25 protein-coding genes are annotated in these 26173 nt (G+C 48.1%); 18 read left to right on the top strand and 7 right to left on the bottom strand.

Features of this window, described 5'->3' with window-relative positions; all coding sequences use genetic code 11:
• Window positions 1-2: 2 nt before the first annotated feature.
• Together hemB and yihA are read right to left on the bottom strand one after the other, a co-directional pair.
• Complete coding sequence (gene hemB / locus QUE60_RS00415) at window positions 3-995, bottom strand: porphobilinogen synthase (RefSeq protein ID WP_286226840.1); 993 nt, start codon at window positions 993-995, stop codon at window positions 3-5.
• A gap of 26 nt (window positions 996-1021) precedes the next feature.
• Window positions 1022-1645, bottom strand: a complete 624-nt coding sequence (gene yihA / locus QUE60_RS00420; protein WP_286226842.1) for a ribosome biogenesis GTP-binding protein YihA/YsxC — start codon at window positions 1643-1645, stop codon at window positions 1022-1024.
• Between the two features lie 67 nt (window positions 1646-1712).
• Between yihA and QUE60_RS00425 the strand changes: the two genes are divergently transcribed.
• The gene (locus QUE60_RS00425; protein ID WP_286226844.1) at window positions 1713-2426 is read left to right on the top strand and encodes a c-type cytochrome; all 714 of its coding nucleotides are present in this window, start codon (window positions 1713-1715) and stop codon (window positions 2424-2426) included.
• A gap of 17 nt (window positions 2427-2443) precedes the next feature.
• Here QUE60_RS00425 and lysA read toward each other — a convergent pair whose 3' ends face one another.
• On the bottom strand, window positions 2444-3736 hold the full coding sequence (gene lysA, locus QUE60_RS00430) for a diaminopimelate decarboxylase (protein WP_286223789.1): 1293 nt from the start codon (window positions 3734-3736) through the stop codon (window positions 2444-2446).
• Between the two features lie 226 nt (window positions 3737-3962).
• Here lysA and cyaY point away from each other — a divergent pair, with 226 nt between their 5' ends.
• The gene (gene cyaY / locus QUE60_RS00435; protein ID WP_286223790.1) at window positions 3963-4346 is read left to right on the top strand and encodes an iron donor protein CyaY; all 384 of its coding nucleotides are present in this window, start codon (window positions 3963-3965) and stop codon (window positions 4344-4346) included.
• On the opposite strand, the gene aroB is transcribed toward cyaY, so the two are convergent.
• From aroB to QUE60_RS00455, 4 genes are read right to left on the bottom strand one after another with little or no spacing between them, the layout of a single operon-like run.
• A complete protein-coding gene (gene aroB, locus QUE60_RS00440) occupies window positions 4330-5412 on the bottom strand; it encodes a 3-dehydroquinate synthase (RefSeq protein WP_286223791.1) in 1083 nt (360 codons plus the stop codon). The two genes, cyaY and aroB, sit on opposite strands and share 17 nt — an antisense overlap.
• Entirely contained in the window at window positions 5409-5933 is a 525-nt protein-coding gene (locus QUE60_RS00445) for a shikimate kinase (RefSeq protein WP_286223792.1), read from the bottom strand. Before QUE60_RS00445 ends, aroB begins: the two co-directional genes overlap by 4 nt.
• 9 nt (window positions 5934-5942) lie before the next feature.
• Window positions 5943-7061 (bottom strand): secretin and TonB N-terminal domain-containing protein, encoded by a 1119-nt coding sequence (locus QUE60_RS00450; protein WP_286223793.1) that lies wholly within the window; start codon window positions 7059-7061, stop codon window positions 5943-5945.
• The gene (locus tag QUE60_RS00455; RefSeq protein WP_286223794.1) at window positions 7058-7732 is read right to left on the bottom strand and encodes a hypothetical protein; all 675 of its coding nucleotides are present in this window, start codon (window positions 7730-7732) and stop codon (window positions 7058-7060) included. Before QUE60_RS00455 ends, QUE60_RS00450 begins: the two co-directional genes overlap by 4 nt.
• A 98-nt stretch (window positions 7733-7830) precedes the next feature.
• Between QUE60_RS00455 and QUE60_RS00460 the strand changes: the two genes are divergently transcribed.
• From QUE60_RS00460 to hisD, 16 genes are all read left to right on the top strand, one after another.
• Window positions 7831-10128: a penicillin-binding protein 1A gene (locus tag QUE60_RS00460; protein WP_286223795.1), complete on the top strand. Its 2298-nt coding sequence runs from the start codon at window positions 7831-7833 to the stop codon at window positions 10126-10128.
• 6 nt (window positions 10129-10134) lie between these two features.
• Entirely contained in the window at window positions 10135-10818 is a 684-nt protein-coding gene (locus QUE60_RS00465; RefSeq protein WP_286223796.1) for a transposase, read from the top strand.
• A gap of 168 nt (window positions 10819-10986) precedes the next feature.
• On the top strand, window positions 10987-15735 hold the full coding sequence (locus tag QUE60_RS00470) for a glutamate synthase-related protein (RefSeq protein WP_286226846.1): 4749 nt from the start codon (window positions 10987-10989) through the stop codon (window positions 15733-15735).
• Between the two features lie 38 nt (window positions 15736-15773).
• Window positions 15774-17237: a glutamate synthase subunit beta gene (locus QUE60_RS00475; protein WP_286226848.1), complete on the top strand. Its 1464-nt coding sequence runs from the start codon at window positions 15774-15776 to the stop codon at window positions 17235-17237.
• A 7-nt stretch (window positions 17238-17244) separates the two neighbouring features.
• Window positions 17245-18078: an ABC transporter ATP-binding protein gene (locus tag QUE60_RS00480; protein ID WP_286226850.1), complete on the top strand. Its 834-nt coding sequence runs from the start codon at window positions 17245-17247 to the stop codon at window positions 18076-18078.
• Window positions 18078-18890 (top strand): lipid asymmetry maintenance ABC transporter permease subunit MlaE, encoded by an 813-nt coding sequence (gene mlaE / locus QUE60_RS00485; RefSeq protein ID WP_286226852.1) that lies wholly within the window; start codon window positions 18078-18080, stop codon window positions 18888-18890. Before QUE60_RS00480 ends, mlaE begins: the two co-directional genes overlap by 1 nt.
• A gap of 35 nt (window positions 18891-18925) precedes the next feature.
• On the top strand, window positions 18926-19420 hold the full coding sequence (mlaD, locus tag QUE60_RS00490; protein WP_286226854.1) for an outer membrane lipid asymmetry maintenance protein MlaD: 495 nt from the start codon (window positions 18926-18928) through the stop codon (window positions 19418-19420).
• A 27-nt stretch (window positions 19421-19447) separates the two neighbouring features.
• Window positions 19448-20185 carry an MlaA family lipoprotein gene (locus QUE60_RS00495; protein WP_286223802.1) on the top strand — a complete coding sequence of 246 codons (738 nt, stop codon included), beginning with the start codon at window positions 19448-19450 and terminating at the stop codon, window positions 20183-20185.
• Between the two features lie 47 nt (window positions 20186-20232).
• A complete protein-coding gene (locus QUE60_RS00500; RefSeq protein ID WP_458574694.1) occupies window positions 20233-20862 on the top strand; it encodes an MlaC/ttg2D family ABC transporter substrate-binding protein in 630 nt (209 codons plus the stop codon).
• A gap of 2 nt (window positions 20863-20864) precedes the next feature.
• Complete coding sequence (locus QUE60_RS00505) at window positions 20865-21125, top strand: STAS domain-containing protein (RefSeq protein WP_286226856.1); 261 nt, start codon at window positions 20865-20867, stop codon at window positions 21123-21125.
• Between the two features lie 3 nt (window positions 21126-21128).
• Entirely contained in the window at window positions 21129-21875 is a 747-nt protein-coding gene (locus tag QUE60_RS00510; RefSeq protein WP_286223805.1) for an ABC transporter ATP-binding protein, read from the top strand.
• Between the two features lie 5 nt (window positions 21876-21880).
• The gene (locus QUE60_RS00515) at window positions 21881-22657 is read left to right on the top strand and encodes an ABC transporter permease (RefSeq protein ID WP_286226858.1); all 777 of its coding nucleotides are present in this window, start codon (window positions 21881-21883) and stop codon (window positions 22655-22657) included.
• Between the two features lie 12 nt (window positions 22658-22669).
• Complete coding sequence (locus tag QUE60_RS00520; protein ID WP_286223807.1) at window positions 22670-22909, top strand: BolA family protein; 240 nt, start codon at window positions 22670-22672, stop codon at window positions 22907-22909.
• 18 nt (window positions 22910-22927) lie between these two features.
• On the top strand, window positions 22928-24202 hold the full coding sequence (gene murA / locus QUE60_RS00525; protein WP_286226859.1) for a UDP-N-acetylglucosamine 1-carboxyvinyltransferase: 1275 nt from the start codon (window positions 22928-22930) through the stop codon (window positions 24200-24202).
• A gap of 9 nt (window positions 24203-24211) precedes the next feature.
• Window positions 24212-24838 carry an ATP phosphoribosyltransferase gene (gene hisG / locus QUE60_RS00530; RefSeq protein ID WP_286225461.1) on the top strand — a complete coding sequence of 209 codons (627 nt, stop codon included), beginning with the start codon at window positions 24212-24214 and terminating at the stop codon, window positions 24836-24838.
• Entirely contained in the window at window positions 24835-26154 is a 1320-nt protein-coding gene (gene hisD, locus QUE60_RS00535; RefSeq protein ID WP_286226860.1) for a histidinol dehydrogenase, read from the top strand. Before hisG ends, hisD begins: the two co-directional genes overlap by 4 nt.
• Window positions 26155-26173: the final 19 nt, after the last annotated feature.

Genomic DNA, 26173 nt, shown 5'->3' on the forward strand with positions numbered 1-26173 from the left:
TCTTAGCGCTTGAGATAGCGAGCGGCCTCAAGCGCAAAATAGGTCAAGATACCATCTGCTCCAGCACGTTTAAATCCGAGCAGTGACTCCATCATGACCGCATCATGATCAAGCCAGCCATTTTGGGCAGCAGCTTTGATCATGGCGTATTCGCCGCTGACCTGATAGGCATAGGTTGGGTAACCGAAGGCTTCTTTGATGCGATAGACGATATCGAGGTAGGGCATGCCGGGCTTTACCATCACCAAGTCAGCACCCTCGCTAATATCTAAGCCAACTTCGCGGATGGCTTCATCGCCGTTAGCAGGATCCATTTGGTAGGTCTTTTTATCCGCCTTGCCAAGATTGCTCGCTGATCCAACGGCATCCCGAAAGGGGCCATAAAACGACGAGGCGTATTTGGCCGCATAAGCCATGATGCGCGTATGAATTAATCCTTGATTTTCAAGGGCAGAACGAATCGCTCCAATTCGGCCATCCATCATGTCGGATGGGGCAACTATGTCTACACCTGCTTGGGCATGGCAGAGCGCCTGCTTAATGAGGATCGTGACAGTTTCATCATTCAAAATCCGATGCTGTTCATCGAGCACACCATCTTGACCATGACTGGTATAGGGATCAAGCGCAATATCGGTCATGATGCCAAGGGTGGGAAAGCGTTTTTTGAGCTCCATCACTGCGCTTGGAACAAGGCCCTTTGGATTAAATGCTTCAGCACCGTCGTTGCTCTTTAGTGATGCATCGATTACAGGAAAGAGTGCCATTACTGGGATGCCAAGGGCTACGCATTCTTCAGCCACATGAAACAGGCGATCAAGCGACATGCGCTCAATACCCGGCATTGAGTTGACCGCTTGGGTTTGATTACTTCCAGGTAGTAAGAAAACGGGATAGATTAGATCGTCAACCCTTAGATGATTTTCTTGAACGAGACGACGTGACCAATCATCACGGCGCATCCGACGGGGGCGATAGGCAGGATATTGAGACATGCAAATACTCTCTAATCAGGATAGGGTTAGGCGATGTTGCGCTCTGGAAAAAGCCATTGTTGAATAAGTGTATCGCTTTCCGAAAGACCGACCCGTTTTGTGCTGGAGAACAGTTGAGCTGTAATCTCTGCAGGGGCAAATTGCTTAATTTGTTCTGAGATGGCTTGCAACAGGGCGCGGTTTTCGGAGAAAGTTTGTTTGTCTGACTTGCTTAACAAAATGTGGATAGGTTTTTGGGTCACACTAAACCAGGCAATCATTTGTTCATCAAGTTCTGTTAAACCCCGTCGTGCATCCACAATTAAGATCAAACCAACCAAATTTTTACGGGTTTGCAAGTAGCGGCTTAAGATCTCGTTCCAGTGGGAGCGGGTTGCCTCACCAACTGCGGCATAGCCATAGCCTGGCAAGTCGACTAAATAGGCTAGTAGCTCATCCTTGGCATAGATCCCAAAATAGTTGATGTGCTGGGTTCGACCCGGAGTTTTGCTCGCAAAAGCCAGGCGCTTTTGATTGCATAAGATATTGATTGCACTGGATTTTCCGGCATTGGAGCGACCCGCAAAGGCGATCTCAGGAAGCTCACCCTGGGGAAGCGTTTGGAGCTCATTGACCGTGGTAAAAAAGCGGGCTTGGTGCAGTTTAGACATGAATGGAAGCTATTGTAAAATCACATGAATTTCGTTTGAACATTTCAAAGTAGGCTAGGTACCCATAATGCGCTATAGCAGCAAATTCTCCAAATTAAATATCTCTGCCCTGATGGCTGTTTTAGTTGGTGGTTTTATATCGTTCGCTCATGCAGCTGAGCCTGCAAAAGCTGACGCTCCAACAATGACTACTAGTGCACCAACTCCAGCAGTGATCAAGGCAGATGCTGCTGCAGGAGATGTTCTTTATAACAATGGCGACCCTAAGCGTGGAATCGTTTCTTGTGTCGGTTGCCATGGCCCAAATGGAAATAGTGGGGTTGCGTCATGGCCTAAATTGGCTGCCCAGCATACGGCTTACACAGTGAAGCAACTTAAGAATTACAAAGATGGCACCCGGATGAATCCTGTCATGATGGGAATGGTCGCAACTTTGACCGATCAAGATATGCTCAACTTGGCTGCGTATCTCAATAAACAAGAGCTGAAGTTGGGTACTGCGCAAAACAAAGACACCATTGCATTGGGACAACGGATTTATCGTGCAGGTATTGCTGAGAAAGGTATTCCAGCATGCTCAGGCTGCCATAGTCCGAATGGCGCTGGTATTCCTGCTCAGTACCCTCGTTTAAGTGGTCAATGGGCAGATTACTCGATCTCACAATTGATTGCATTTAGAGAGGGTACGCGCAAGAACAGTGTGCAAATGAGCACGATTGCTACCAAGATGTCTGACGCTGAAATGAAAGCCGTCTCGGATTACATGGCTGGGTTGCGTTAATCGAATATTTCGATTAATTAGCTCGGCCCAATCGTTCGTTCATTCGCAAAGAGGCTATTTACAGACTCCCGCTCTCTGACCAAGTAAGCCTGGTCGCCGTCGACCATGACCTCTGCGGGCCGTCCCCGGGTGTTGTAGTTTGAAGCCATTACAAAGCCGTAGGCACCGGCTGACAAAATAGCCAGCACATCGCCTTCTTGAACAGCAAGGGCGCGATCCTTGCCTAACCAATCGCCTGACTCACAAACAGGACCAACTACATCATAAGTGATTGCTTTACCAATTCCACTTTTGATAGGAACGATCGCATGATAGGCATCGTATAGAGCTGGTCGCATTAAATCATTCATGGCGGCGTTCACAATGCAGAAGTTTTTATCTGCACCAGTTTTAAGATATTCAACTTGCGTTAATAGCACTCCCGCATTTCCGACTAAGGAGCGACCCGGTTCCAAAATGACATCCAAGTGCCCAAAGCCACGCTCATCCACACGATTGAGTAGGGTGTTCGTAAACTCGGTGATATCGGGTGGTGCGTCCGAGCCGTAGTCGATCCCAAGGCCACCACCAAGATCGAGATGATGAATGACAATGCCATCACGTTTGAGTTGATCGATGAGATCAAGGACTTTATCAAGAGCATCGAGGTATGGCGATGTGCTAGTAATTTGGGAACCAATATGGCAATCAATGCCAACAATATCAATGTGGGGCAGTAGCGCCGCCTCTCGATACGTTTTTAGAACCTCAAAATAGGCAATCCCAAATTTATTATCTTTGAGACCCGTGGAAATATACGGATGGGTTTGCGCATCTACATCAGGGTTCACGCGCAATGAAACTGGGGCGCGAAGACCCAAACTCTTAGCAATGGAATTAATACGCTGCAGTTCAGGGATGGATTCGACGTTGATGCATTTGACGCCAACCGAGAGGGCAAATTTAATTTCATCAGCGGATTTGCCGACTCCAGCAAAAACCATACTTTTTGGATCGGCTCCAACGTGAAGGGCTCGAGCGAGTTCGCCGCCGCTCACCAGATCAAATCCAGCACCTAATTGTTTGAGCTCATCTAAAACAGCGAGATTACTATTAGCCTTGACGGCGTAATGAATTCTGGCGCGGCGACTGCCGTTTGCACGGATACAGGCAACATCATAGGCGCGGTATGCCGTACAAATTGCATGCTTACTGTAAACATATAGAGGGGTGCCATATTGATTCGCTAAGGCAGATAGCGAAACACCTTCAGCAAACCACTCTCCATGGTGTTCAGTAAAGCCAGTTAATGATGGAATGGAATGCGTCATTACTTTGGCGAGCTCGTATTAGTGGGGGTCGATAAACCTGATTCTTTAGGAGGGTACAGAGTACCTTTGGGCTCCGGTTGGGTGGGCGCTGGTGGAACGGGCGGTGGATTGGGTAAAAACAAAGGTCCTCTAACCCCACATCCAAGTAGGGACAGCAACGCAACGTAAACTGGAATCTTAACTACAATCAATATCATCTGTTTAATCACCGGAATTTGAATATAGCATGCAGAACACCCCTTCATCCCAGATTGACAAAATTGACGATAAGCAATTTCATCAACTGGCTAGCCATCTATTGCAATCGATTGAACTATCGCTGGAAAATGCCGATGAGCGTTTAGATCTCGACCTTGATATTGCTCGTCAAGGGGGCAATGTGATTAATATTGTTTTTCGGGATCGTAGTGTGGTTGTGGTGAATACCCAGCCACCTCTCCATGAAATTTGGGTGGCCTGTAAAGCCGGAGGATTTCATTACCGTTGGGCCGGAATGATGAACCAGCCACTCTGGCTGGATACAAAAACTGGTAATGAGTTGCTTGCCGATTTATCCCGTTTTGTAAGTGACCAGGCTGGGCAGACAGTTGAGATTAATTTACTTGGTTAGTCGTTAAGACCTGTTCAACAATTGCATCATCAACCGCTTCAATTTTTGCTTTGCCAATTCTCTCAAGGGTGATGTAGCGAATTTCCCCACCCTCGGATTTTTTATCGATGCGCATTAAATCAAAGAAACGGCTGTTTCCAAGTTTGGGTGCGCAATCCGGCAGACCCATTGCCATAACGAGTTTTTTGATACGACTTACTTCCTCGGTTTTTAAATAACCCAGACGAGAAGATAAATCAGCCGCCATCACCATTCCACATCCCACGGCCTCACCATGCAGCCATTCTCCATAGCCTAAGCCAGATTCAATGGCATGGCCAAAAGTATGACCAAAATTTAAGATGGCACGAATCCCAGATTCCTTCTCGTCGGCGGCCACTACTGCCGATTTAATTTCGCAAGAACGCTCGACCGCATGACTCATGGCGCCACTATCGCAATTTAATAGTTCTTGACGGTGCGCTTCAATCCAATTAAAAAATTCAGTGTCTGCAATTGCGCCGTGTTTGATGACCTCCGCCAAGCCAGCTGATAGTTCTCTTGGCGGGAGTGATTTGAGGGTATCAAGGTCAGCAATAACCGCAACCGGCTGATGAAAGGCGCCAATCATATTTTTACCAAGCGGGTGATTAATCCCAGTCTTACCGCCTACCGAAGAATCAACCTGAGCCAATAAAGTCGTGGGTACTTGAACAAATTGAATGCCGCGCATAAAGCTAGCCGCTGCAAACCCCACCATATCACCAATCACGCCACCACCGAGAGCAATTAGTACTGATTTTCGATCAGCGCCATGCGTTAATAAAGCATCAAAGATTTTCTGTAGGGTAACCCAGTCTTTATACGACTCCCCATCGGGCAGGACAATTTCATGAACTGACTTCGCGTCGCCTGAAATGGTTTGGATCAACGTCTTACTATAGAGGGGCCCTACGGTCGTGTTGGTCACCACGAATACCGATTTGCCGGTAATCCAAGGTTTAAAGAGTTCCGGCTTTTTGAGAAGTCCCGAGCCAATGTAAATAGGGTAGCTGCGCTCACCGAGCGATACATTCAGAGTTTTCATGGGGCTAATTCAAGTTGCATGAGTAAAGAGCTTACGAGTTGATTGACGCTTGGTTTACCAGTTTCAATAATAAAGTCCGCGATTTTGCGATATAGTGGATCGCGAATGGCGTATAAGTTTTCTAAGATTGCTTTTGAGTCCCCATGTTGCAACAGGGGGCGACCTTCACCACCTTTAGTACGATGCCAAAGTTCAATTGGGTTGGCATGTAGATAAATGACCGTACCACGTTCAGCTAGTACCTTGCGGTTCTCTGGGAGTAATACTGCACCACCGCCGGTGGCGAGCACAATCGATTGCTCGCGGGTTAGCTCATCAATAATTTGTGCCTCGCGTTTACGAAAACCTGCCTCACCTTCCATCTCAAAAATAGTTGGTATTTTGACCCCGCAGCGCTCTTCAAGTGCGTGGTCAGAGTCAATAAAGCGCCGCTCAAGCTTGCGGGCAATTAATTTCCCCACCGTTGATTTGCCAGCCCCCATCAGCCCAATCAGAAAGATATTGGAATTTTTAATGTCCATTTCATCATTCTATTCGGGTTTATCTAAGATAGTAGGCGTTAAAAAGACGAGAAGTTCTGTTTTATCTCGCAAAGTTGATTGATGTTTGAACAGATGCCCAATCAAGGGAATATCACCTAAAAGCGGGATTTTGATAGTGTCATCACGTTCTGTAGTTTGATAAATACCGCCTAAGATGACGGTACCGCCATTCTCAACACTGACTTCGGAGCTCAGATTCTTGGTATCGATAGCGTAACCTTGTTCGGTCTTCATGCCCACGCTATCTTTATTAATGGCAACCAATAAAGAGACTTTGCCGTCATGATGAATCTTGGGAATCACCTCGAGACGCAAGTTCGCTTTACGGAATTGAATTTTGTTACCTCCATTTGAAGAGGAGGTTTGGTACGGTAGTTCAGTACCTTGTTCAATAGTTGCTTTCACCATATCGGCGGTCATGATGCGGGGATTGGACAATATCTTGCCCTGTCCATCGCTCTCAAGAGCACTTAATTCCACATCGAGAAGACGTGTGGCATTTTTACTAAGAAGGGTCGCCGCGGCAGTCACTGGCTCAAATCCACTAAGGCCGCCAGCCCCAAGTGGTGATCCTAGTGCAAACGAACCCTGAACCCGATCGCCCCCTTCGGGGAGATTCTTTGCTTGCGAGCGCAAGCCAAGCTTGGCGCCAAGATTACGTGCAAAGCGATGGTCAGCTTCAACAATCCGCGCCTCAATCAAAATTTGCCGGGGTGTGCCATGATGCTCGCCCCCAAAGGGGAGTGCTGAGTCATCCCGACGTTGTTTTTGGAAAGCGTTGATTTCTTGATGCGGTGCAATCCAATAGACCCCCTGATTGCGTATGAACCGCAAGCCTCGGCTTGCCAAGATCGTTGATAACGCAGTTTGCCATGGAACATCGACAAGCTGAACATCAATACTTCCTTGAATACTAGGACTTAATACAAAATGCGTATTGCCAAGTTGCCCCAATACATGGAGCAAATCCACTAGTGGCATCTCTTTTGCTGAAATACTAATTGGAGTATTCAGTGCAGCATTACCACTGGCCGCGTGGTATGCAAATGTGTTTTGTGGGCCAAGTAAAAGCCAAATCCAACAGTATCGAAATATCACATGCTTCATGGCGAAATCAGCACCACTTGCTTTCCTCCGGGACCCTGTAAGGTGACCTGGGACTGGTCAAAGTGGGTTATCTGCCAGGAAGGTTTAGCAAACCCATGTTTTGCAAAGAGTCGACTTTGTTGGCCATCATGAAGCATCACGAAGGCGCCATCCTTATTCTTGCTAATACCCAAATGACGCCATTTCTTTAAATCGACCTCATCGGGATCGGGGATAACTGATCGCTTCGTTTCTTTGACAGAAATGTATCGCTTTGCTTGGATCTCCTCCAGAAACTCCATCATCTGCTCTAGATTTTCGTCAGCCTGGCTATGAAGTTCGTCAATTTGGCTTTGAATTGTCAACAACTCTTTCTTCATAGCTGTTTGGTTTGGTTCACCCTGGCCAAGTTCAGCAATTTCCCGAACCTGGATGGTCAAATAGACTAAAGTCACAAGAATCGCTATAAAACTAATTCCAGCAATGAGCATTCCTGGGTGAAGCGATGCTAGGGGCAATTCTTTGAAGGCGTTAAGGCCTGGCCAGGATTGGCTCATTTGATTGTGCCTTGGTGCCTGGTGCTTGCTTTGTAAATGATCAGCCTGGGTTTCATGCTCCAAAATAGCAGGATCGTTGCCCAGACTTTGCAAGGTTTCGTCAAAATCCTCTCGTTTGATATTGCGATAGACCATGCCCTATTGTGTTGGTGGGCGCTAGTGATTGAAATCAGCAAAACCGGATTGATTGATCGGCCATTCTTGCAAATGCTGTAGGACCATATAATTTGGGGATGGCTAATCCACCGAGCAAAAAACCGCCTTTCCAACGGGGCTCGGGCACTCGTTTTTCTGAGAAGTCAGGTGCCAGCCCACTAATTAAAGCCTTATTGATTTTGATGGTGGTGCTTGGCTTGTTATTTACCATGTTAGTCGCCTACGCATTCATTATTGCGAAGCCAAACTTACCGAACATTTCAGCGCTAGTGGATTACAACCCCAAAGAGCCATTACGGATCTATACCGCCGATAAGGTATTAATAGGTGAGTTTGGAGAGGAACGGCGAAGCGTTGTCCCTCTCAATGAAATCCCTGTCTATTTGAAGTATGCAGTGATCGCGATTGAAGATGATCGTTTCTATAGTCATGGCGGCGTTGATTACTGGGGCGTATTGCGAGCAACTTTAGCCAATTTAAGAGGAAGCCTCTCCCAAGGGGCGTCGACCATCACCATGCAGGTGGCACGTAATTTTTTCTTAAGCAATGAGAAAACCTTCAGTCGCAAGCTTTATGAAGTGCTACTTGCCTGGGAGATCGAGGCCCAATTAACCAAGGACAAGATTCTTGAGATTTACATGAATCAAATTTATTTGGGGCAACGCGCCTATGGATTTGCGAGCGCTTCCAAAATATATTTTGGTAAGGAACTCAAGGATATTAGCATTGCAGAGGCGGCGATGCTAGCAGGCCTCCCAAAGGCACCCTCTGCCTATAACCCGGTTAGTAACTATAAGCGCGCCAAGATTCGTCAAGAATATATTTTGCAGCGCATGCGCGATCTCTCATACATTACGCCAGCCGATTATGAAAAGGCGATGGCTGAGACCATTAAGATTCGAGGCCTAGGAAAAGAATTTGATACTCGCGCTGATTTTGTTGCTGAGATGGCCAGACAACTCCTTTTTTCTCAGTACGGTGACATTATTTATTCGCAAGGTATCAATGTTTACACCACGGTCTTAAAGGCAGACCAAGATGCTGCCTATGCTGCAGTTCGCAAGGGTATTTTTGACTATGATTTGCGACATGCGTATCGCGGCCCAGAGGGGTTTATTGAGTTACCCGAAGACCCTGTAAAGCGCCAGCGAACGATTGATGACGCCTTGCTTGATTACCCGGCGCTTGATGAATTGCAATCCGGGGTTGTATTGGAGGCAAGCCCCAAAGAATTAAAAGTCATGATTGCAACTGGTGAGCAAATCACCATTAAAGGCGATGCATTAAGACTTGCAAGTGCTTCATTATCCGAATCCGCACAGCCCAAGCGACGCATTCGTCCGGGCGCAGTGGTTCGACTGCTCAACGATGACGGGGTTTGGAAGCTGGCTCAATTACCTCAAGTCGAGGCTGCTTTTGTGGCTCTTGACCCTAACGATGGAGCAATCTTGGCCTTGGTTGGTGGATTTGATTTTCGTCGTAATAAATTTAATCACGTAACCCAGGCGTTTCGTCAACCAGGCTCGGCATTTAAACCCTTTGTTTACGCAGCTGCTCTCGAGCGGGGTTTAAGTCCTTCAACCATGGTGAATGACGCACCATTATCGATTGGGGCATTGGAGACTGGCAGTCAAGTGTGGCAACCCAAGAACTACGATGGCAAGTTCGATGGGATGATGCGGTTGCGAGCTGCATTGGCGAAGTCTAAAAATTTAGTATCGGTTCGGGTAATTCGCAAAATAGGCCCTTCGTATACCCAAGAATTTATTCAGCGCTTTGGTTTTGAGCCTGAGAAGCATCCGCCATATCTTACGATGGCCCTTGGCGCAGGTTCAGTCACACCTTTGCAAATGGCGAGTGCTTATAGCGTCTTTGCAAATGGCGGCTATTTCGTGAATCCCTATTTGATTGATAAGGTCACGGATGCAAAAGGTCAAACCTTGTTTGAGGCTAATCCGGTGCGTGTTGGAAAAAATGCGATTCGTGTATTGGATGAGCGAACGACCTTTGTGATGGATAGTATGTTGCAAGAAATTACAAAGACTGGAACCGCAGCGCGTGCCAGGCCTGCTTTAGGTCGTAACGATATCGCTGGAAAAACCGGTACAACGAATGATTCACACGACGCATGGTTTGCTGGTTACAACCCTCGGGTTGCGGCAGTGGCTTGGATTGGTTTTGATAACCCAAGAAGCCTCGGCGACCGTGAGACGGGTGGCGGCTTAGCATTGCCTGTCTGGATTAACTTTATGTCGGTCGCTCTACGAGGCGTCCCCGAGATAAACCGCACCCCTCCACCGGGAGTTTCTGAGTACGACGGCGATTGGATTATTCCTGAGTTCGCTCCCTTGGGCGGCGTTCGCCAAATTAACTAAGTAAAGATGGCCCGTAAAGCACGCTTGGTTATTGTTGGACAAGCGATGCATCTTTTGGTTCGTGGTCACAATCGTCAAATCATATTTAGCCATGATGCGGATTGCCGAATTTATCTTGACTGGTTACGTGATGCTGCTAAAGAGTTTGGATGTGCCGTTCATGCTTATGCCTTGATGCCAAACCATGCACACGTATTAGCCACCCCCCGTTTTGAATATTCCTTATCAAAAACGATGCAATCCTTGGGTCGCCGCTACGCGCAATACATCAATCGACAACAAGGGACTTCGGGCACGATTTGGGAAGGTCGCTTTTGTTCTTCCCTGATTGATCCAATGTATGCCTTACGAGTCCAGCGCTACATTGAACTTAACCCTGTGCGCGCCGGACTGGAATCTCGTGCTGAGGACTGTAAAAACACTAGCTACCAAAGCCATATTGGGGGCAAGGGTGAGACTTGGCTAACCGATCACCCAAGCTTCTGGGGTTTAGGCAACACCCCTTTTGAGAGGCAGCTAGCCTGGGTGGCTTTTGTGAGGGAGGGGGCGCCGCATCATGAGGATCGGGCAATTACTGAGCATTTAATCCGCTCAAGACCCTGGGTAAGTCCTGAATTTATCAAGCAAAATCCTAAGATGAGCCTGAATCAATGGCAGGTCAAGCCGCGTGGAAGACCAAAAAAACTTTAAGTCTGTCCCTATTTAATTTAATTTCTATTCTTCCGCCATTAGATAAATGGGACAGAGTCATTAAATTTCTATTGCATCCCTTAGTGGATTCCCCTATATTTACCCTCCCGGCCTCTATTTGAAGCAATCCATGGGGATTGCCGGCCGCATGACCAATTTGGATTAAATATGAATCATCTCGAGTTACGTCCGTCCGCTCAAGGTCTCTACGACCCTCAAAATGAACACGATGCCTGTGGCGTTGGTTTTGTGGCGCACATCAAGGGCAAGAAATCCCATGACATCATCACTCAAGGATTAAAGATCCTCGAGAACCTCGATCATCGAGGAGCCGTAGGTGCTGACCCACTGATGGGTGACGGCGCCGGAATACTGATTCAAATTCCTGATGAGCTGTATCGCAGCGAGATGAAAAAGCAGGGGGTCGAGTTGCCGCCCGTTGGCGAATATGGCGTTGGCATGATCTTTTTGCCTAAAGAGAACGCGTCACGTTTAGCGTGCGAGCAAGAGTTAGAGCGCACAGTACGTCAAGAAGGACAAATTGTATTGGGTTGGCGCGATGTGCCGATCGATCGTGCTATGCCGATGTCGCCCACCGTGAAAAAAACCGAACCAATCATTCGCCAAATTTTTATCGGGCGTGGTCGCGACATCATGACCACCGACGCACTCGAGCGTAAGCTCTATGTGATTCGTAAAACAGCAAGTCATGCGATTCAAGATTTGCACCTCAAGCACGGCAAAGAATATTTTGTGGCATCAATGTCTGCGAGAACCGTCGTATATAAAGGCCTCTTATTGGCTAGTCAAGTGGGCGCCTATTATTGCGATCTTAAAGATCCCAAAGCAGTGTCAGCTCTAGCATTGGTGCATCAGCGCTTCTCAACCAATACCTTCCCAGCGTGGGAACTAGCTCACCCATACCGTTTGCTTGCTCACAATGGTGAGATTAATACGGTGAAGGGGAACGTGAACTGGATTAATGCGCGCACGGGCGCGATTAGCTCGCCTGTACTAGGCGATGATTTACAAAAGCTATGGCCATTGATTTATCCAGGCCAATCGGATACCGCCTCCTTTGATAACTGCCTTGAGCTTTTGGTGATGGCTGGTTATCCGCTTGCGCAAGCCATGATGATGATGATTCCAGAGGCATGGGAGCAGCACACCCTCATGGATGAGAACCGCCGCGCCTTTTATGAGTACCACGCTGCCATGATGGAGCCATGGGATGGCCCCGCGGCGATGGCATTTACTGATGGGCGTCAGATTGGCGCCACCTTGGATCGCAACGGCTTACGACCAGCACGCTATTACGTGACCGATGATGATTTGGTCATCATGGCTTCTGAAGCTGGTGTGTTGCCGATTCCAGAAAATAAGATTGTGCAAAAGTGGCGCTTACAGCCTGGCAAGATGTTCATGATCGACATGGATCAAGGCCGCATCATTGATGATGTGGAGTTAAAGAACTCGGTCTCTAAAGCCAAGCCATACAAGAGCTGGATTGATGCGGTGCGCGTGAAGCTCGATGAGTTGGATGTGAGCAAAAAAGACACTCAGGATGATGCGAAACACATTCGCCCCGCAGCAAAATTACTCGATCGTCAGCAAGCATTTGGTTATAGCCAGGAAGATCTCAAATATCTGATGGCACCGATGGCACAGAATGCAGAAGAAGCAATTGGGTCGATGGGCAACGACAGTCCACTTGCGGTTTTATCCGATCGCAGCAAGTCGCTCTACAACTACTTTAAGCAATTGTTTGCTCAAGTTACTAATCCTCCAATCGATCCGATTCGTGAGAATCTGGTGATGTCTTTGGTGTCCTTTGTTGGACCAAAGCCCAACCTATTAGATACCAACAATATCAATCCCCCGATGCGTTTGGAGATCAGTCAGCCGGTCTTGGACTTGGATGACATGACCAAGGTGCGTCATATTGAACATTACACCGGTGGTAAGTTCCGTTCGTATGAATTAGATATTTGTTATCCAGTTGCCTGGGGCAAGGAGGGCATTGAGGCGCGTTTAGCCTCCTTGTGCGCTGAGGCAACCGATGCAGTGCGCAGCGGTTTCAATATTTTAATTGTGAGCGATCGCCAAGTGGATCGCGAGCATATGGCGATTCCTGCACTCTTGGCAACCTCGGCGATTCATCAGCATTTGGTGGAGCGCGGTTTACGAACCAGCACTGGCTTAGTGGTGGAGACTGGTAGTGCCCGCGAGGTTCATCACTTTGCCTTACTTGCAGGGTATGGCGCGGAAGCGATTCATCCCTATTTGGCGATGGAGACCTTGGCTGAGATGGCCAAAGGCCTCTCAGGCGACTTATCGTCTGAGAAAGCGATTAAGAACTTTGTCAAGGCGATTGGTAAGGGCTTGCAAAAGGTGATGTCGAAAATGGGTATTTCGACTTATATGTCCTATACCGGATCGCAAATCTTTGAAGCGATTGGCCTTAATCATGAGCTCATTGATAAGTATTTCAAAGGGACCTCTTCGAACGTAGGCGGAATTGGTGTGTTCGAAGTTGCTGAAGAAGCCTTACGGATGCACCATGCCGCGTTTGGTGATGATCCTGTATTGGCTGATATGTTGGATGCGGGTGGAGAGTACGCGTATCGGGTACGTGGTGAGAAACATATGTGGACACCCGACTCGATTGCAAAGTTACAGCATGCGACTCGCACCGGGCCAGAGAAAGGCTATCAAACCTATAAAGAGTATGCCAATCTGATTAATGATCAGAGTAAGCGTTTGATGACCTTACGCGGTTTATTTGAGTTCAAGATTGATCCGAACAAAGCCATTCCCCTTGATGAGGTCGAGCCCGCCAAAGAGATTGTGAAGCGCTTTGCAACCGGCGCTATGTCCTTAGGTTCAATTTCGACCGAGGCTCATGCAACTTTGGCAATCGCAATGAATCGTATTGGCGGTAAATCCAACACGGGTGAGGGCGGCGAAGATCCAAATCGCTATGTCAATGAACTCAAAGGGATTCCGATTAAGAAGGGTGAGACCCTCGCTAGTATTTTGGGCAAGGATGTCGTTGAGGCAGATATTCCATTGCAAGACGGCGACTCATTGCGTTCGAAAATTAAGCAAGTTGCCTCTGGGCGTTTTGGTGTGACCACTGAGTATTTGCGTTCAGCCGATCAGATTCAAATTAAGATGGCCCAAGGCGCAAAGCCAGGCGAGGGCGGTCAATTACCAGGTGGCAAGGTCTCGGACTATATTGGACGTCTGCGATTCTCAGTACCAGGCGTAGGTCTGATCTCGCCACCACCGCATCACGACATTTATTCGATTGAGGATTTGGCGCAACTCATTCATGACTTAAAGAACGTCAATCCACAAGCCGATGTTTCAGTAAAGCTTGTCTCAGAGGTGGGTGTTGGCACGGTGGCAGCAGGCGTGGCCAAAGCAAAGTCCGATCACGTCGTGATTGCTGGTCATGATGGTGGTACAGGCGCATCTCCTTTGTCATCGATTAAGCATGCTGGTACACCATGGGAGTTAGGTCTTGCAGAGACCCAGCAAACATTGGTACTCAATCAGTTGCGTAGTCGTATTCGTGTACAAGCCGATGGTCAAATGAAAACCGGCCGTGATGTTGTGATTGGTGCATTACTAGGCGCTGATGAATTTGGTTTTGCTACAGCGCCTTTAGTAGTTGAGGGTTGCATCATGATGCGTAAATGCCATCTCAATACTTGTCCAGTAGGTGTTGCGACTCAAGACCCCGAGTTGCGTAAGAAGTTTTCAGGCAAACCCGAGCATGTCGTGAATTTCTTTTTCTTCATTGCTGAAGAAGTGCGCGAGATTATGGCGCAGTTGGGAATTCGGACGTTTGATGAACTGATTGGTCGTGTTGATCTATTGGATACGCGCAAGGGCGTTGATCATTGGAAGGCGCAGGGCTTGGATTTCAGTAAAGTCTTTGCTCTGCCCAATGTGTCACATGACGAGCCTCGTCACCAAACGCTCACTCAAGATCATGGTTTAGGTGCTGCGCTTGACCATACCTTGATCGAGAAGAGTGAGCCAGCCTTAGAGCGTGGCGAGAAGGTCTCTTTCATTGTACCGATCCGCAACGTCAATCGTACGGTGGGGGCGATGCTCTCTGGTGAGTTAGCAAAACGCTATGGGCATTTGGGTTTGCCTGATGACACGATCCATATTCAGTTAAACGGTACGGCTGGACAAAGTTTTGCAGCATTCTTGGCGCGCGGAATCACCTTAGATCTCGTGGGCGATGCGAACGACTATGTCGGCAAGGGATTGTCGGGTGGGCGCGTTGTGGTGCGTGCGCCCCATGAGTTCCGGGGCGACGCGTCCCAAAACATTATTGTGGGTAACACGGTGTTGTATGGCGCGATTGAAGGCGAGGCATTTTTCAATGGCGTGGCGGGTGAGCGTTTTGCAGTGCGTAACTCCGGATCGATTGCAGTTGTCGAGGGCACCGGTGACCATGGTTGCGAGTACATGACGGGTGGCACAGTTGTCGTTCTTGGAAAGACCGGCCGTAACTTTGCCGCAGGCATGAGCGGTGGTATTGCCTATGTCTTTGATGAAGACGGACTCTTTGAGAAGCGTTGTAATACCACGATGGCAACCTTGGAGAAAGTACTGCCATCGTCGGAGCAGATTGCGAATATGCCTAAATCCACATGGCATGCACCAGTCAATGTCAAAGAGGGCGGCGAGCGTCAAACCGATGAGCAAATTCTAAAGACACTGATTGAGCGCCATTTCCGGTACACCGGATCAGAGCGTGCCAAGGCATTGCTAGCCGATTGGGACAAGTCGCGTGCGCGTTTTGTGAAGGTATTGCCTACTGAATATAAGCGGGCTCTCGGTGAATTGTGGGAGCGTGCTCAAGGGCAAGATCAAACCAAGCCTGTGATGGCTTGATCACGTGAATTGATTAATGAAGAATCTTTGGAGTAGGTATGGGTAAAGTCACTGGATTTATGGAATTTGAGCGGGTCGAAGAGACCTATGAAGCGCCGGTCAAACGAATTCATCATTACAAAGAATTTGTAGCTGCGCTATCGGATGCGGATGCAAAAGTACAAAGTGCACGTTGTATGGATTGTGGGATTCCGTTTTGCAACAACGGCTGCCCCGTGAACAACATCATTCCTGACTTTAATGATTTGGTTTATCACAACGATTGGAAAAATGCGATTGAGGTTTTGCATTCAACGAATAACTTTCCAGAGTTCACGGGCCGTATTTGCCCAGCACCATGTGAGGCAGCGTGCACTCTTGGGATCAACAAGCTACCAGTAGGTATCAAGTCGATTGAGCATGCCATTATTGATAAGGCCTGGGCTAACGATTGGGTAAAGCCACAGCCACCTAAAACCAAGACTGGTAAGAAAGTTGCCGTGGTTGGTTCTGGTCCCGCAGGAATGGCAGCAGCTCAACAGTTAGCGCGAGTTGGTCATGATGTGACCGTTTATGAAAAGAATGATCGGGTCGGTGGTTTACTGCGTTATGGCATTCCCGACTTCAAGATGGAGAAGTGGTTGATTGACCGACGGGTTGAGCAAATGCAAGCCGAAGGTGTTACTTTTGTAACCGGGGTTTTTGTCGGTAAAGAGACGCTAGGCAAAGAAGTAAAGAACTATGCTCAAAAAACGGTAAGCCCGCATGAATTACTCAAGAGCTTTGATGCGGTCATTATCAGTGGTGGTGCTGAGCAACCCCGCGATTTGCCAGTCCCCGGTCGTGAGTTAAGTGGAATTCATTTTGCTCTGGAGTTTTTAATTCCACAAAACAAGGAAGTGGCTGGCGATCTCAAAAATGAGATTCGGGCAACAGATAAGCATGTGGTTGTGATCGGTGGTGGTGACACCGGTTCGGATTGCGTAGGCACATCCAATCGGCATGGTGCAAAGCATGTTACGCAGTTTGAGTTATTGCCTCAGCCGCCTGAAGAAGAGAATAAGCCTTTAGTTTGGCCCTATTGGCCCACTAAACTTCGCACCTCGTCTTCGCATGAAGAAGGTTGCGAGCGCGACTGGTCGGTTGCCACCAAGCGGTTTGAAGGCAAAAACGGCAAAGTAGAAAAACTCATTGGGGTGCGTTTAGAGTGGAAAGACGGCAAGATGAGTGAGGTCCCAAATTCAGAGTTTGAAATCAAGGCCGATTTAGTTTTACTCGCCATGGGTTTTGTTTCCCCAGCACAGCAAATCTTAAATGCTTTTGGTGTAGAAAAAGATGCGCGCGGTAATGCAAAGGCTACGACGGATGGTCATCATGCCTATCACACCAATATACCCAAGGTGTTTGCGGCAGGCGATATGCGGCGCGGCCAATCCTTAGTGGTTTGGGCAATCCGGGAGGGTCGCCAATGCGCCCGTGCGGTCGATGAGTATTTAATGGGGTCGTCGGTATTGCCCCGATAATCAAGTCATGCCCACTAATCTGACCTTAGGTGCGATTGATTTGCCAGTTGTCTCCATTCGGGGGGTGGATTTTTCATATGCCCCGGGTGAGCGTCAAATTTTGGGTGGGCTTCATATGGAGTTTCGCCGCGGCCAAGTGGTTGCGGTGATGGGTGGTTCGGGTTGCGGTAAGACTACAGTATTGCGATTGATCGGCGGACAGGTGACAGCTCAAACGGGTTCGGTGGAGTTTGAGGGTCGTGAGATTTCTGCGATGAATAGTGATGAGCTGATGCAGGCTCGCCGTCGTATGGGCATGCTATTTCAGTTCGGTGCCTTGTTTACTGATTTGAGTGTGTTTGAGAATGTTGCTTTTCCATTGCGCGAGCACACGAACCTAAGCGAAGAGCTGATTCGTGATTTGGTCCTGATGAAATTAAACGCAGTGGGTTTACGCGGCGCTCGCGATTTAATGCCATCGCAGATTTCAGGGGGGATGGCGAGACGCGTTGCGCTAGCGCGGGCGATTATTTTAGACCCACCTCTCATTATGTACGATGAGCCATTTGCGGGACTTGATCCAATTGGTTTAGGGATTACAGCGCGATTAATCCGCAATCTCAATGATGCCTTGGGTGCAACCAGTATTCTGGTGACACACGATGTCGAAGAGACCTTCGAGATTGCAGACTACGTGTACTTTATTGCCAATGGCAAGATTGGGGCGCAAGGTACGCCCGATGAACTCAATCGCTCAACCGATCCCTTTGTTCGCCAGTTTTTAGATGCCTCACCAGAAGGTCCGGTGCCGTTTAATTATCCAGGCCCGGATTTAGCTAGTGATTTTGGATTGCACCGTTAATGAATCTCGAACCAAGCTCTAAGTCAAATCCAATCACGAACACACTGGGCGATCTCGGATTTTTTATTCGTAAGAATATTACTGGCCTTGGGTATGCCGCTCGGATGTTTGTCTTAGTGCTGATGCGTTCTGGTGCGCTATTTAGGCGACCCCGTCTGGTATCGGATCAAATTTTGTTCGTTGGTAATTATTCGTTTGTGATCATTACCGTATCAGGTTTATTTGTTGGTTTTGTATTAGGGTTGCAAGGCTATTACACCTTAACGCGTTATGGTTCCGAGCAGGCTCTGGGATTGTTGGTGGCTTTGTCATTGACACGTGAACTAGGTCCCGTGATTACTGCTCTATTGTTTGCGGGTCGTGCTGGCACTTCGCTCACAGCGGAGATTGGTCTTATGAAAGCCGGAGAGCAGTTATCCGCCATGGAGATGATGGCAGTAGATCCATTACGTCGGGTAATCGCTCCGCGTTTATGGGCCGGGATTATTGCGATGCCAATTTTGGCCACCATCTTTACTGCGGTTGGTGTTTTGGGCGGCTATCTAGTGGGCGTACCCCTGATTGGGGTCGATAGCGGTGCATTTTGGTCCCAAATGCAAGGTGGTGTTGATTTATTTGATGACATTGCCAATGGCTTTATCAAAAGCATTGTCTTTGGGGTGGCCGTGACATTTATTGCCCTTTATCAGGGGTATGAGTCAAAGCCTACTCCGGAGGGAGTGTCGCAAGCGACTACGAGGACTGTGGTGCTCTCGTCTTTAGCAGTGTTGGCATTGGACTTTTTATTGACCGCGATGATGTTCTCCAATTAAAGCGTAGGACAAGATCGGAATAAACTAGGATTCTTATGAAAAAAAGTGCAATTGATATTTGGGTCGGGTTATTCGTAACGATCGGCATGTTAGCCATGCTTTTTCTGGCACTTAAGGTGGGCAATATGAGTGCTGTGTCATTTGCGCCAACGTATACGGTCTCGGCCCGCTTTGACAATATTGGTGGCTTAAAGCCGCGTGCACCGGTAAAAAGTGCTGGCGTTGTGGTCGGCCGTATTTCAACGATTCAGTTTGATGACTCGACCTATCAGGCCACAGTGACGATGACGATTGAAAAGGCCTATCAGTTTCCCAAAGATTCCTCGGCAAAGATCTTAACGTCAGGATTGTTAGGCGAGCAATACATTGGTCTTGAAGCGGGTGGTGATGAGCAAATGCTCGCCGATGGGGGCAAGATTACTCAAACCCAATCAGCCATTGTTCTAGAAAATCTCATTAGCCAATTTCTATACAACAAGGCAGCGGATACTGGCCAGGACAAAGGCGATACCAAGTCGGGCACCAAATAATCTCATTATTTAAGAACTAAAACCATTGTGATTTTTCTAAAGCGCCTGTGCGTTACTCTTCTGAGCCTTTGCATCATCGGATGTGCGAGTATCCCGGCAGGCAGCGAGCCATCGCCGCACGATCCTTGGGAGTCCTTTAATCGCTCAGTTTTCTCTTTCAATGAAGGATTGGATGAGTATTTGTTAAAGCCAATCACCAAAGGCTATCGATTTATTCTGCCAAAGCCAGCGCAGCAAGGCATTGATAACTTTTTTGGTAACTACCGCGACATCTACACTTCCGTGAATAATTTATTGCAAGGCAATGTCAGTATGGCCTTTAGTGATCTAATGCGGGTGGTCGTTAATACCATTTTTGGATTAGGTGGGTTTATTGATATGGCCACACCGGGTGGCTTAGAAAAACACAAAGCGGATTTTGGGCAGACCTTTGGTGTTTGGGGTGTTCCGCCAGGACCCTATGTGGTCTTGCCGTTTTTTGGGCCAAGCAATGTACGCGATACCTTTGGTACCGCAGTCGATTTAGAAACCGATTATCTTTTCCGTCTCTTGCCGGACGTAGCCTTGCGTAATAGTTTGACGGGATTGCGGATTGTTAATGCCCGTAATAACTACTATGAGGCAGGCGATCTTTTGGAAGGTGCGGCGATTGATAAGTACACCTTTACACGTGATGCCTATATTCAGAGGCGTCAGTATCAAATTGATCAGGCTAAAGAGGGTAAGGAGCCTCCTGCCCCAGTCTATGAGAACCCCTACGAGTAAATGGTTCAAAGAGACTAAAATTGTTTCTTTACCTTTTTGATCGGTTTATCGTGAAAACAGCCTTTCTAACATTTTTTGCCTTTTTGCTTTCAGGCGCGCTTGGGATTGCCAACGCCCAAAATGCACCAGACTCTAATACACCTGATGGTCTTATCAAAATGATCGTGGCTGATGTGATGGCCTCCGTGAAAGCCGACCCTGAAATCCAGAAAGGCAATATTCCTCGCGTCGTGGATTTAGTCGAAAAGAAAATTGTTCCCTACACGGATATGCGCAGAACCACGCAATTGGCCATGGGAAGAAATTGGAGTAAGGCAACCCCAGAGCAGCAAAATCAATTGATTGCCGAGTTCAAGTCTTTATTGATTCGCACTTATTCAGGAGCCTTAAGTCAGTTGCGTGATCAAACGGTTCAATACAAACCCTTTCGTGCAAATCCGAGTGACACCGATGTGATCGTTCGCACCGTGGTGATTGGTAAATCGGATCCCATTCCCTTGGACTATCGCCTTGAGAAAACCAATGATGGCTGGAAAGTTTATGACATCAACATTATGGGGGCTTGGTTAATTGAGGCTTACCGAAATCAATTTACCAATCAAATTAGCCAAAACGGTGTCGAAGGCTTGATCAAGTTTTTGCAAGAGCGCAATGCGATGTTGGCAGGTAAGAAGTAAATATGAGTTTTGCTTTACCTCACCAAGTTAACCAGACGAATGCCGAGAAGATTACAAAGCAGGGTAGTGAGGCATTTACTAAGGATTATCAAGTCGATTGTTCTGCCCTGTCTGACTTTGATTCAAGTGTACTGGCGGTTTTGCTCGCATGGCGTCGTCAGCTCCAAAAGCGCAATCAATCCTTGGTGGTATTAAATCCTCCTGCGAAGTTAAAAGTGCTCGCTGGTGTCTACGGAGTGACTGATCTTTTAGGACTTCAATAATTTATGCAGTCCGCAGTTTTAGTCGAGCATTTAAGTAAATCGTATGGTTCATTGCAAGCCCTCAAGGATGTTTCTTTAGATATCAAAGAGGGCGAGTTTTTTGGATTGCTTGGCCCCAACGGCGCTGGTAAGACCACTCTCATTTCTATTTTGGCTGGTTTGTGCCGCCCTGATTCTGGTCGTGCATTCATTATGGGCACGAATGTGCAAACTAATTTTATTGAGGCGCGTCGTTTACTCGGTGTGGTTCCTCAAGAGCTGGTGTTTGATCCCTTTTTTACAGTGCGCGAGACCTTGCGGTTTCAATCGGGTTACTTTGGGATTCGGAACAATGACGATTGGATCGATGAGATCATGACGCATCTCGACTTAACCAGTAAAGCCAACAGTAATATGCGTTCGCTCTCTGGGGGTATGAAGCGGCGCGTTCTGGTCGCGCAAGCCCTGGTTCACCGTCCTCCAGTGATTGTGTTGGATGAGCCAACTGCTGGGGTGGATGTCGAGCTACGTCAGTCCCTCTGGAAATTTATTAGTCGGCTTAATCAAGATGGCCATACCATTTTGCTCACCACGCACTATTTAGAAGAGGCTGAATGTTTATGTGGTCGGATTGCGATGCTCAAGTCTGGTCAAGTGGTGGCATTGGATACTACTCAAAATTTGCTCGCACGCTACGGATCCCATAAGGCGCAAGCAGGTCAAGAGGTCGATCTTGAGGATGTATTCATTCAGATCATGGCGGGAGAGTAGTCGCAATGCCAATTCCATTTGAATACGGTAGTGGTTTTCCAACTTTGCTTCGCAAAGAGATTAAGCGTTTTTATAAGGTTGCCTTTCAAACGGTTGCTGCCCCTGTCTTGACCGCAGTGCTATACCTAATGATTTTTGGGCATGTTTTAGAAGGTCGTTTGGTGGTGTATGACAAGTTAACCTACACGGCATTTTTAATTCCGGGGTTGGTCATGATGAGCGTGTTACAAAATGCATTTGCCAATACCTCTTCCTCATTAATTCAATCCAAAATTACCGGTAACTTAGTGTTTGTTTTGTTGGCACCTCTAACGCATTTGGAGTTTTATTCAGCCTATGTGCTGGCTGCAGTATTTCGGGGAGTTGTGGTGGGTCTGGGTGTTTTAATCATTACTCTCTTATTTGATGTGCCGGCAATGCATAACCCTGTTTGGATTGTGTTGTTTGCATTCATGGGGGCCGCGATCTTGGGTGGCTTGGGATTGATTGCGGGTATTTGGGCCGATAAGTTTGATCAGTTAGCTGCCTTTCAGAACTTTTTGATCATGCCCGCCACCATGCTCTCAGGTGTGTTTTATTCGATTCATTCCTTACCAGAGATTTGGCAATTCATTTCACACCTGAACCCATTTTTTTACATGATTGATGGCTTTCGCTATGGATTTTTTGGGGTCTCGGATGTCTCCCCTTGGCTAAGCCTTGCGATCGTTAGCACTTTTTTCTTGGTCGTCTCAGGGTTGGCTCTGCGTTTACTACAATCGGGTTATAAATTACGCCATTAATGAAGGATTGCGATGTTTCCTACCCCTGAGCAAGTGAAAAGCTATATCAGCGAGAAGCTCCCTTGTACGCATTTAGAGGTCGAGGGTGATGGGCAACATTTTTATGCCACCATCGTGAGCCCCGAGTTTGCAGGCAAGCGCTTGGTGCAGCGCCATCAGTTGGTCTACGCAGCCTTGGGTGATCGAATGAAGGCCGAGATTCATGCGCTCTCGATTAAAGCCTTTACGCCTGATGAGTTTACGGCTCAATAAATTATCTGAGATCAGCGTATGGATAAATTAGTGATGACAGGGGGAGCCCCCCTTAAGGGCGAGATCAATATTGCGGGTGCTAAGAATGCCGCTCTACCCATTTTGTGTGCCAGCTTATTAACGGCTGACCCGGTCGAGCTCTTTAATGTGCCTGATTTGCAAGATGTGCGCACGATGTTAAAGCTCTTGCAACAAATGGGCGTCACTTTAGAGTTTCCGAATCCCAATGATCGCAGCCATTTGATTTTGCAAGCCGGAACGATTTCAAGCCCTGAGGCACCCTATGAGTTAGTAAAAACCATGCGGGCATCGATTTTGGTTTTGGGCCCTCTTTTGGCGCGGATGGGACGTGCAACCGTATCGCTACCCGGGGGCTGTGCAATTGGCGCACGACCGGTAGATCAGCACATCAAAGGTTTGAAGGCGATGGGGGCGAGCATCCAAATTCGTAAGGGCTTTATCGTTGCGAAGATTGCAGAGCCCAATACTCGCTTACAGGGTAATGCGATCCTGACCGACATGATTACCGTGACCGGTACAGAAAATCTTTTAATGGCGGCTTGCCTTGCAGAAGGAACGACAATTTTAGAAAACGCGGCGCGTGAACCCGAGGTCGGTGATTTGGCAGAACTTTTGGTCAAGATGGGTGCAAAGATCAGTGGCATTGGTAGTGATCGCCTCGTGATCGAGGGGGTTCCCGCCTTACACGGAGCAAGTCATCATGTGATTGCAGATCGTATTGAGACCGGCACCTTCTTATGTGCAGTAGCAGCCACCGGTGGTGAGATTGTTCTGAAGAACTGCCGACCAGATACCTTAGATGCTGTCTTAGTAAAGCTTAAAGAGGCGGGTCTCAAAATGAAAAAGGGTGCCGATTGGATTTCTGCATCGATGAATGGTCGTCCAAAGCCAGTGAGCTTTCGGACCTCCGAGTACCCGGCTTTTCCAACCGATATGCAAGCGCAGTTTATGGCGCTCAATGCCATTGCCGGGGGTAGCTCACGCATCACCGAGACCATTTTTGAGAACCGTTTTATGCATGTGCAAGAGCTCAATCGCTTAGGGGCCGATATTTCAATCGAGGGCAATACCGCGATTGTGGAGGGTGTTGATAAGCTCTCGGGTGCAACGGTGATGGCGACCGATTTGCGTGCCTCCGCAAGCCTTGTGATTGCTGGCTTAGCGGCTCAAGGTGAGACCCAAGTGGATCGGATTTATCACCTTGATCGTGGTTACGATCGTATGGAGCAGAAATTGACCCAACTTGGCGCAAACATCCGCCGCATGAAATAATGGGTCATTATGTTGACTTTAGCCTTGTCCAAAGGACGCATCTTTGAAGAAACCGCCCCTGTTTTAGCAAAGGTGGGTATTCGTCCGCTTGAAGATCCTGAGCAATCCCGTAAGTTAATTATTCCGACCTCTAATCCAGAGGTGCAAATCATCATTGTCCGTGCATCGGACGTACCCACCTATGTGCAATTTGGTGCAGCGGATTTTGGCGTTGCGGGTCAAGACGTTCTGTTAGAAAAAGGCAGCGACGGTTTATACATCCCGATTGATTTAGGAATCGCGCGTTGTCGGATGGCAGTGGCTGTCAAAAATGGCTTTGATTATGCAGCGGCGGTACGCCAGGGATCGCGTTTGCGGGTGGCCACCAAGTATGTCAACTGCGCCCGTGAGCACTTTGCTAATAAGGGCGTGCATATCGATACGATTCATTTATATGGATCGATGGAGTTAGCTCCCTTAGTGGGCTTAGCCGATGCGATTGTGGATTTGGTATCCACCGGCAACACCTTGCGTGCCAATAACCTAGTCGAGGTCGAGTCCATTACCGATATCAGTGCACGCTTAATCGTGAATCAAGCATCATTTAAGCGTAAGCGCGCTCAATTACAAAAGATCCTGAGTATTTGGCAGCCATGAGTGTCAAGATTCGACGCCTGACCAGCCGTGATGCTGGCTTTGAAAAGACCTTGCTGTCTAGCTTGTCCATTCCATCAGCCGACGATCAAGCCATTGATCAGATTGTGCTTGGGATTCTGGAGCGCATTGAGCGCGAGGGCGATGCGGCACTGTTGCAATACACCCAGCAATTTGATCGCTTAGCAGTCAATCAGGTTGGCGATCTTGAGATTACCTCTGCTGATCTTGCCGCGGCTTATCAATCTCTTGCGCAAGAGCAAGCAAGTGCCTTGCGCGCTGCGGCCGAGCGAGTGCGCGCCTATCACGAGCGACAGAAGATAGAAACTGGTTGCCACTCGTGGGAGTACACCGAGAGCAATGGTACGCGCTTAGGTCAAAAAATTACGCCCTTGGATCGTGTTGGTATTTATGTGCCTGGTGGTAAGGCGGCTTATCCATCTTCTGTGCTGATGAATGCCATTCCTGCCAAGGTTGCTGGGGTTGGTGAGGTTGTGATGGTGGTGCCCACACCCGATGGTGCGCGCAATCCTTTGGTGCTAGCAGCCGCTCATCTATCAGGAGTAGATCGGGTCTTTACGATTGGCGGAGCACAGGCAGTTGGCGCACTGGCGTATGGAACCCAAACCGTGCCGGCAGTCGACAAGATCGTAGGCCCTGGTAATGCGTATGTAGCAGCGGCAAAGCGCAGAGTATTTGGTCGAGTGGGGATCGATATGATTGCAGGCCCCTCCGAGATCTTGGTGTTGTGTGATGGGTCTACCGATCCAGACTGGATTGCGATGGATTTGTTTTCGCAGGCCGAGCACGATGAGCTCGCCCAATCGATTTTGCTCTGTCCTGACAAAGAGTTCATTGATCGAGTCGATGCGAGTATTCAGAAGCTATTGCCGCAGATGCCTAGAGAGAAAGTGATTCGCGCATCCTTGCAAAATCGGGCGCTCTTGATTGAGGTGGACGATATGACACAAGCTTGTCAGATCGCTAATTTGATTGCGGCTGAGCACCTAGAGATTTGCGCAAACAATGCCGATCAATGGGCAGCGCAGATTCGGCATGCAGGCGCTATTTTTATGGGCTCTTATACCAGTGAGTCATTGGGTGATTATTGTGCTGGACCCAATCACGTTTTACCTACCGCGCGTACCGCACGTTTTTCTTCACCTTTAGGTGTTTATGACTTTATTAAGCGCTCGAGCCTCATTGAGGTGAGTGAGGCGGGTGCACAAACCTTAGGTCCTATCGCCAGTACCTTAGCGCATGGTGAAGGTTTACAGGCGCATGCGCGCGCAGCCGAGATGCGGCTCACGAAAAAATAATTAACTGAGCCCCACTACA

The organism is Polynucleobacter sp. HIN11, assembly GCF_030297675.1.
Lineage (GTDB): Bacteria > Pseudomonadota > Gammaproteobacteria > Burkholderiales > Burkholderiaceae > Polynucleobacter.

Coding starts and splice junctions, on each gene's coding strand:
- QUE60_RS00475 (WP_286226848.1), top strand. CDS start 15,774: ATGGGTAAAGTCACTGGATTTATGGAATTTGAGCGGGTCGAAGAGACC.
- mlaD (WP_286226854.1), top strand. CDS start 18,926: ATGAAAAAAAGTGCAATTGATATTTGGGTCGGGTTATTCGTAACGATC.
- QUE60_RS00515 (WP_286226858.1), top strand. CDS start 21,881: ATGCCAATTCCATTTGAATACGGTAGTGGTTTTCCAACTTTGCTTCGC.
- QUE60_RS00450 (WP_286223793.1), bottom strand. CDS start 7,061: ATGAAGCATGTGATATTTCGATACTGTTGGATTTGGCTTTTACTTGGC.
- QUE60_RS00505 (WP_286226856.1), top strand. CDS start 20,865: ATGAGTTTTGCTTTACCTCACCAAGTTAACCAGACGAATGCCGAGAAG.
- aroB (WP_286223791.1), bottom strand. CDS start 5,412: ATGAAAACTCTGAATGTATCGCTCGGTGAGCGCAGCTACCCTATTTAC.
- QUE60_RS00460 (WP_286223795.1), top strand. CDS start 7,831: ATGGCTAATCCACCGAGCAAAAAACCGCCTTTCCAACGGGGCTCGGGC.
- QUE60_RS00445 (WP_286223792.1), bottom strand. CDS start 5,933: ATGGACATTAAAAATTCCAATATCTTTCTGATTGGGCTGATGGGGGCT.
- QUE60_RS00465 (WP_286223796.1), top strand. CDS start 10,135: ATGGCCCGTAAAGCACGCTTGGTTATTGTTGGACAAGCGATGCATCTT.
- hisG (WP_286225461.1), top strand. CDS start 24,212: ATGTTGACTTTAGCCTTGTCCAAAGGACGCATCTTTGAAGAAACCGCC.
- hisD (WP_286226860.1), top strand. CDS start 24,835: ATGAGTGTCAAGATTCGACGCCTGACCAGCCGTGATGCTGGCTTTGAA.
- QUE60_RS00510 (WP_286223805.1), top strand. CDS start 21,129: ATGCAGTCCGCAGTTTTAGTCGAGCATTTAAGTAAATCGTATGGTTCA.
- yihA (WP_286226842.1), bottom strand. CDS start 1,645: ATGTCTAAACTGCACCAAGCCCGCTTTTTTACCACGGTCAATGAGCTC.
- lysA (WP_286223789.1), bottom strand. CDS start 3,736: ATGACGCATTCCATTCCATCATTAACTGGCTTTACTGAACACCATGGA.
- QUE60_RS00470 (WP_286226846.1), top strand. CDS start 10,987: ATGAATCATCTCGAGTTACGTCCGTCCGCTCAAGGTCTCTACGACCCT.
- QUE60_RS00455 (WP_286223794.1), bottom strand. CDS start 7,732: ATGGTCTATCGCAATATCAAACGAGAGGATTTTGACGAAACCTTGCAA.
- murA (WP_286226859.1), top strand. CDS start 22,928: ATGGATAAATTAGTGATGACAGGGGGAGCCCCCCTTAAGGGCGAGATC.
- QUE60_RS00520 (WP_286223807.1), top strand. CDS start 22,670: ATGTTTCCTACCCCTGAGCAAGTGAAAAGCTATATCAGCGAGAAGCTC.
- QUE60_RS00480 (WP_286226850.1), top strand. CDS start 17,245: ATGCCCACTAATCTGACCTTAGGTGCGATTGATTTGCCAGTTGTCTCC.
- hemB (WP_286226840.1), bottom strand. CDS start 995: ATGTCTCAATATCCTGCCTATCGCCCCCGTCGGATGCGCCGTGATGAT.
- QUE60_RS00425 (WP_286226844.1), top strand. CDS start 1,713: ATGCGCTATAGCAGCAAATTCTCCAAATTAAATATCTCTGCCCTGATG.
- cyaY (WP_286223790.1), top strand. CDS start 3,963: ATGCAGAACACCCCTTCATCCCAGATTGACAAAATTGACGATAAGCAA.
- mlaE (WP_286226852.1), top strand. CDS start 18,078: ATGAATCTCGAACCAAGCTCTAAGTCAAATCCAATCACGAACACACTG.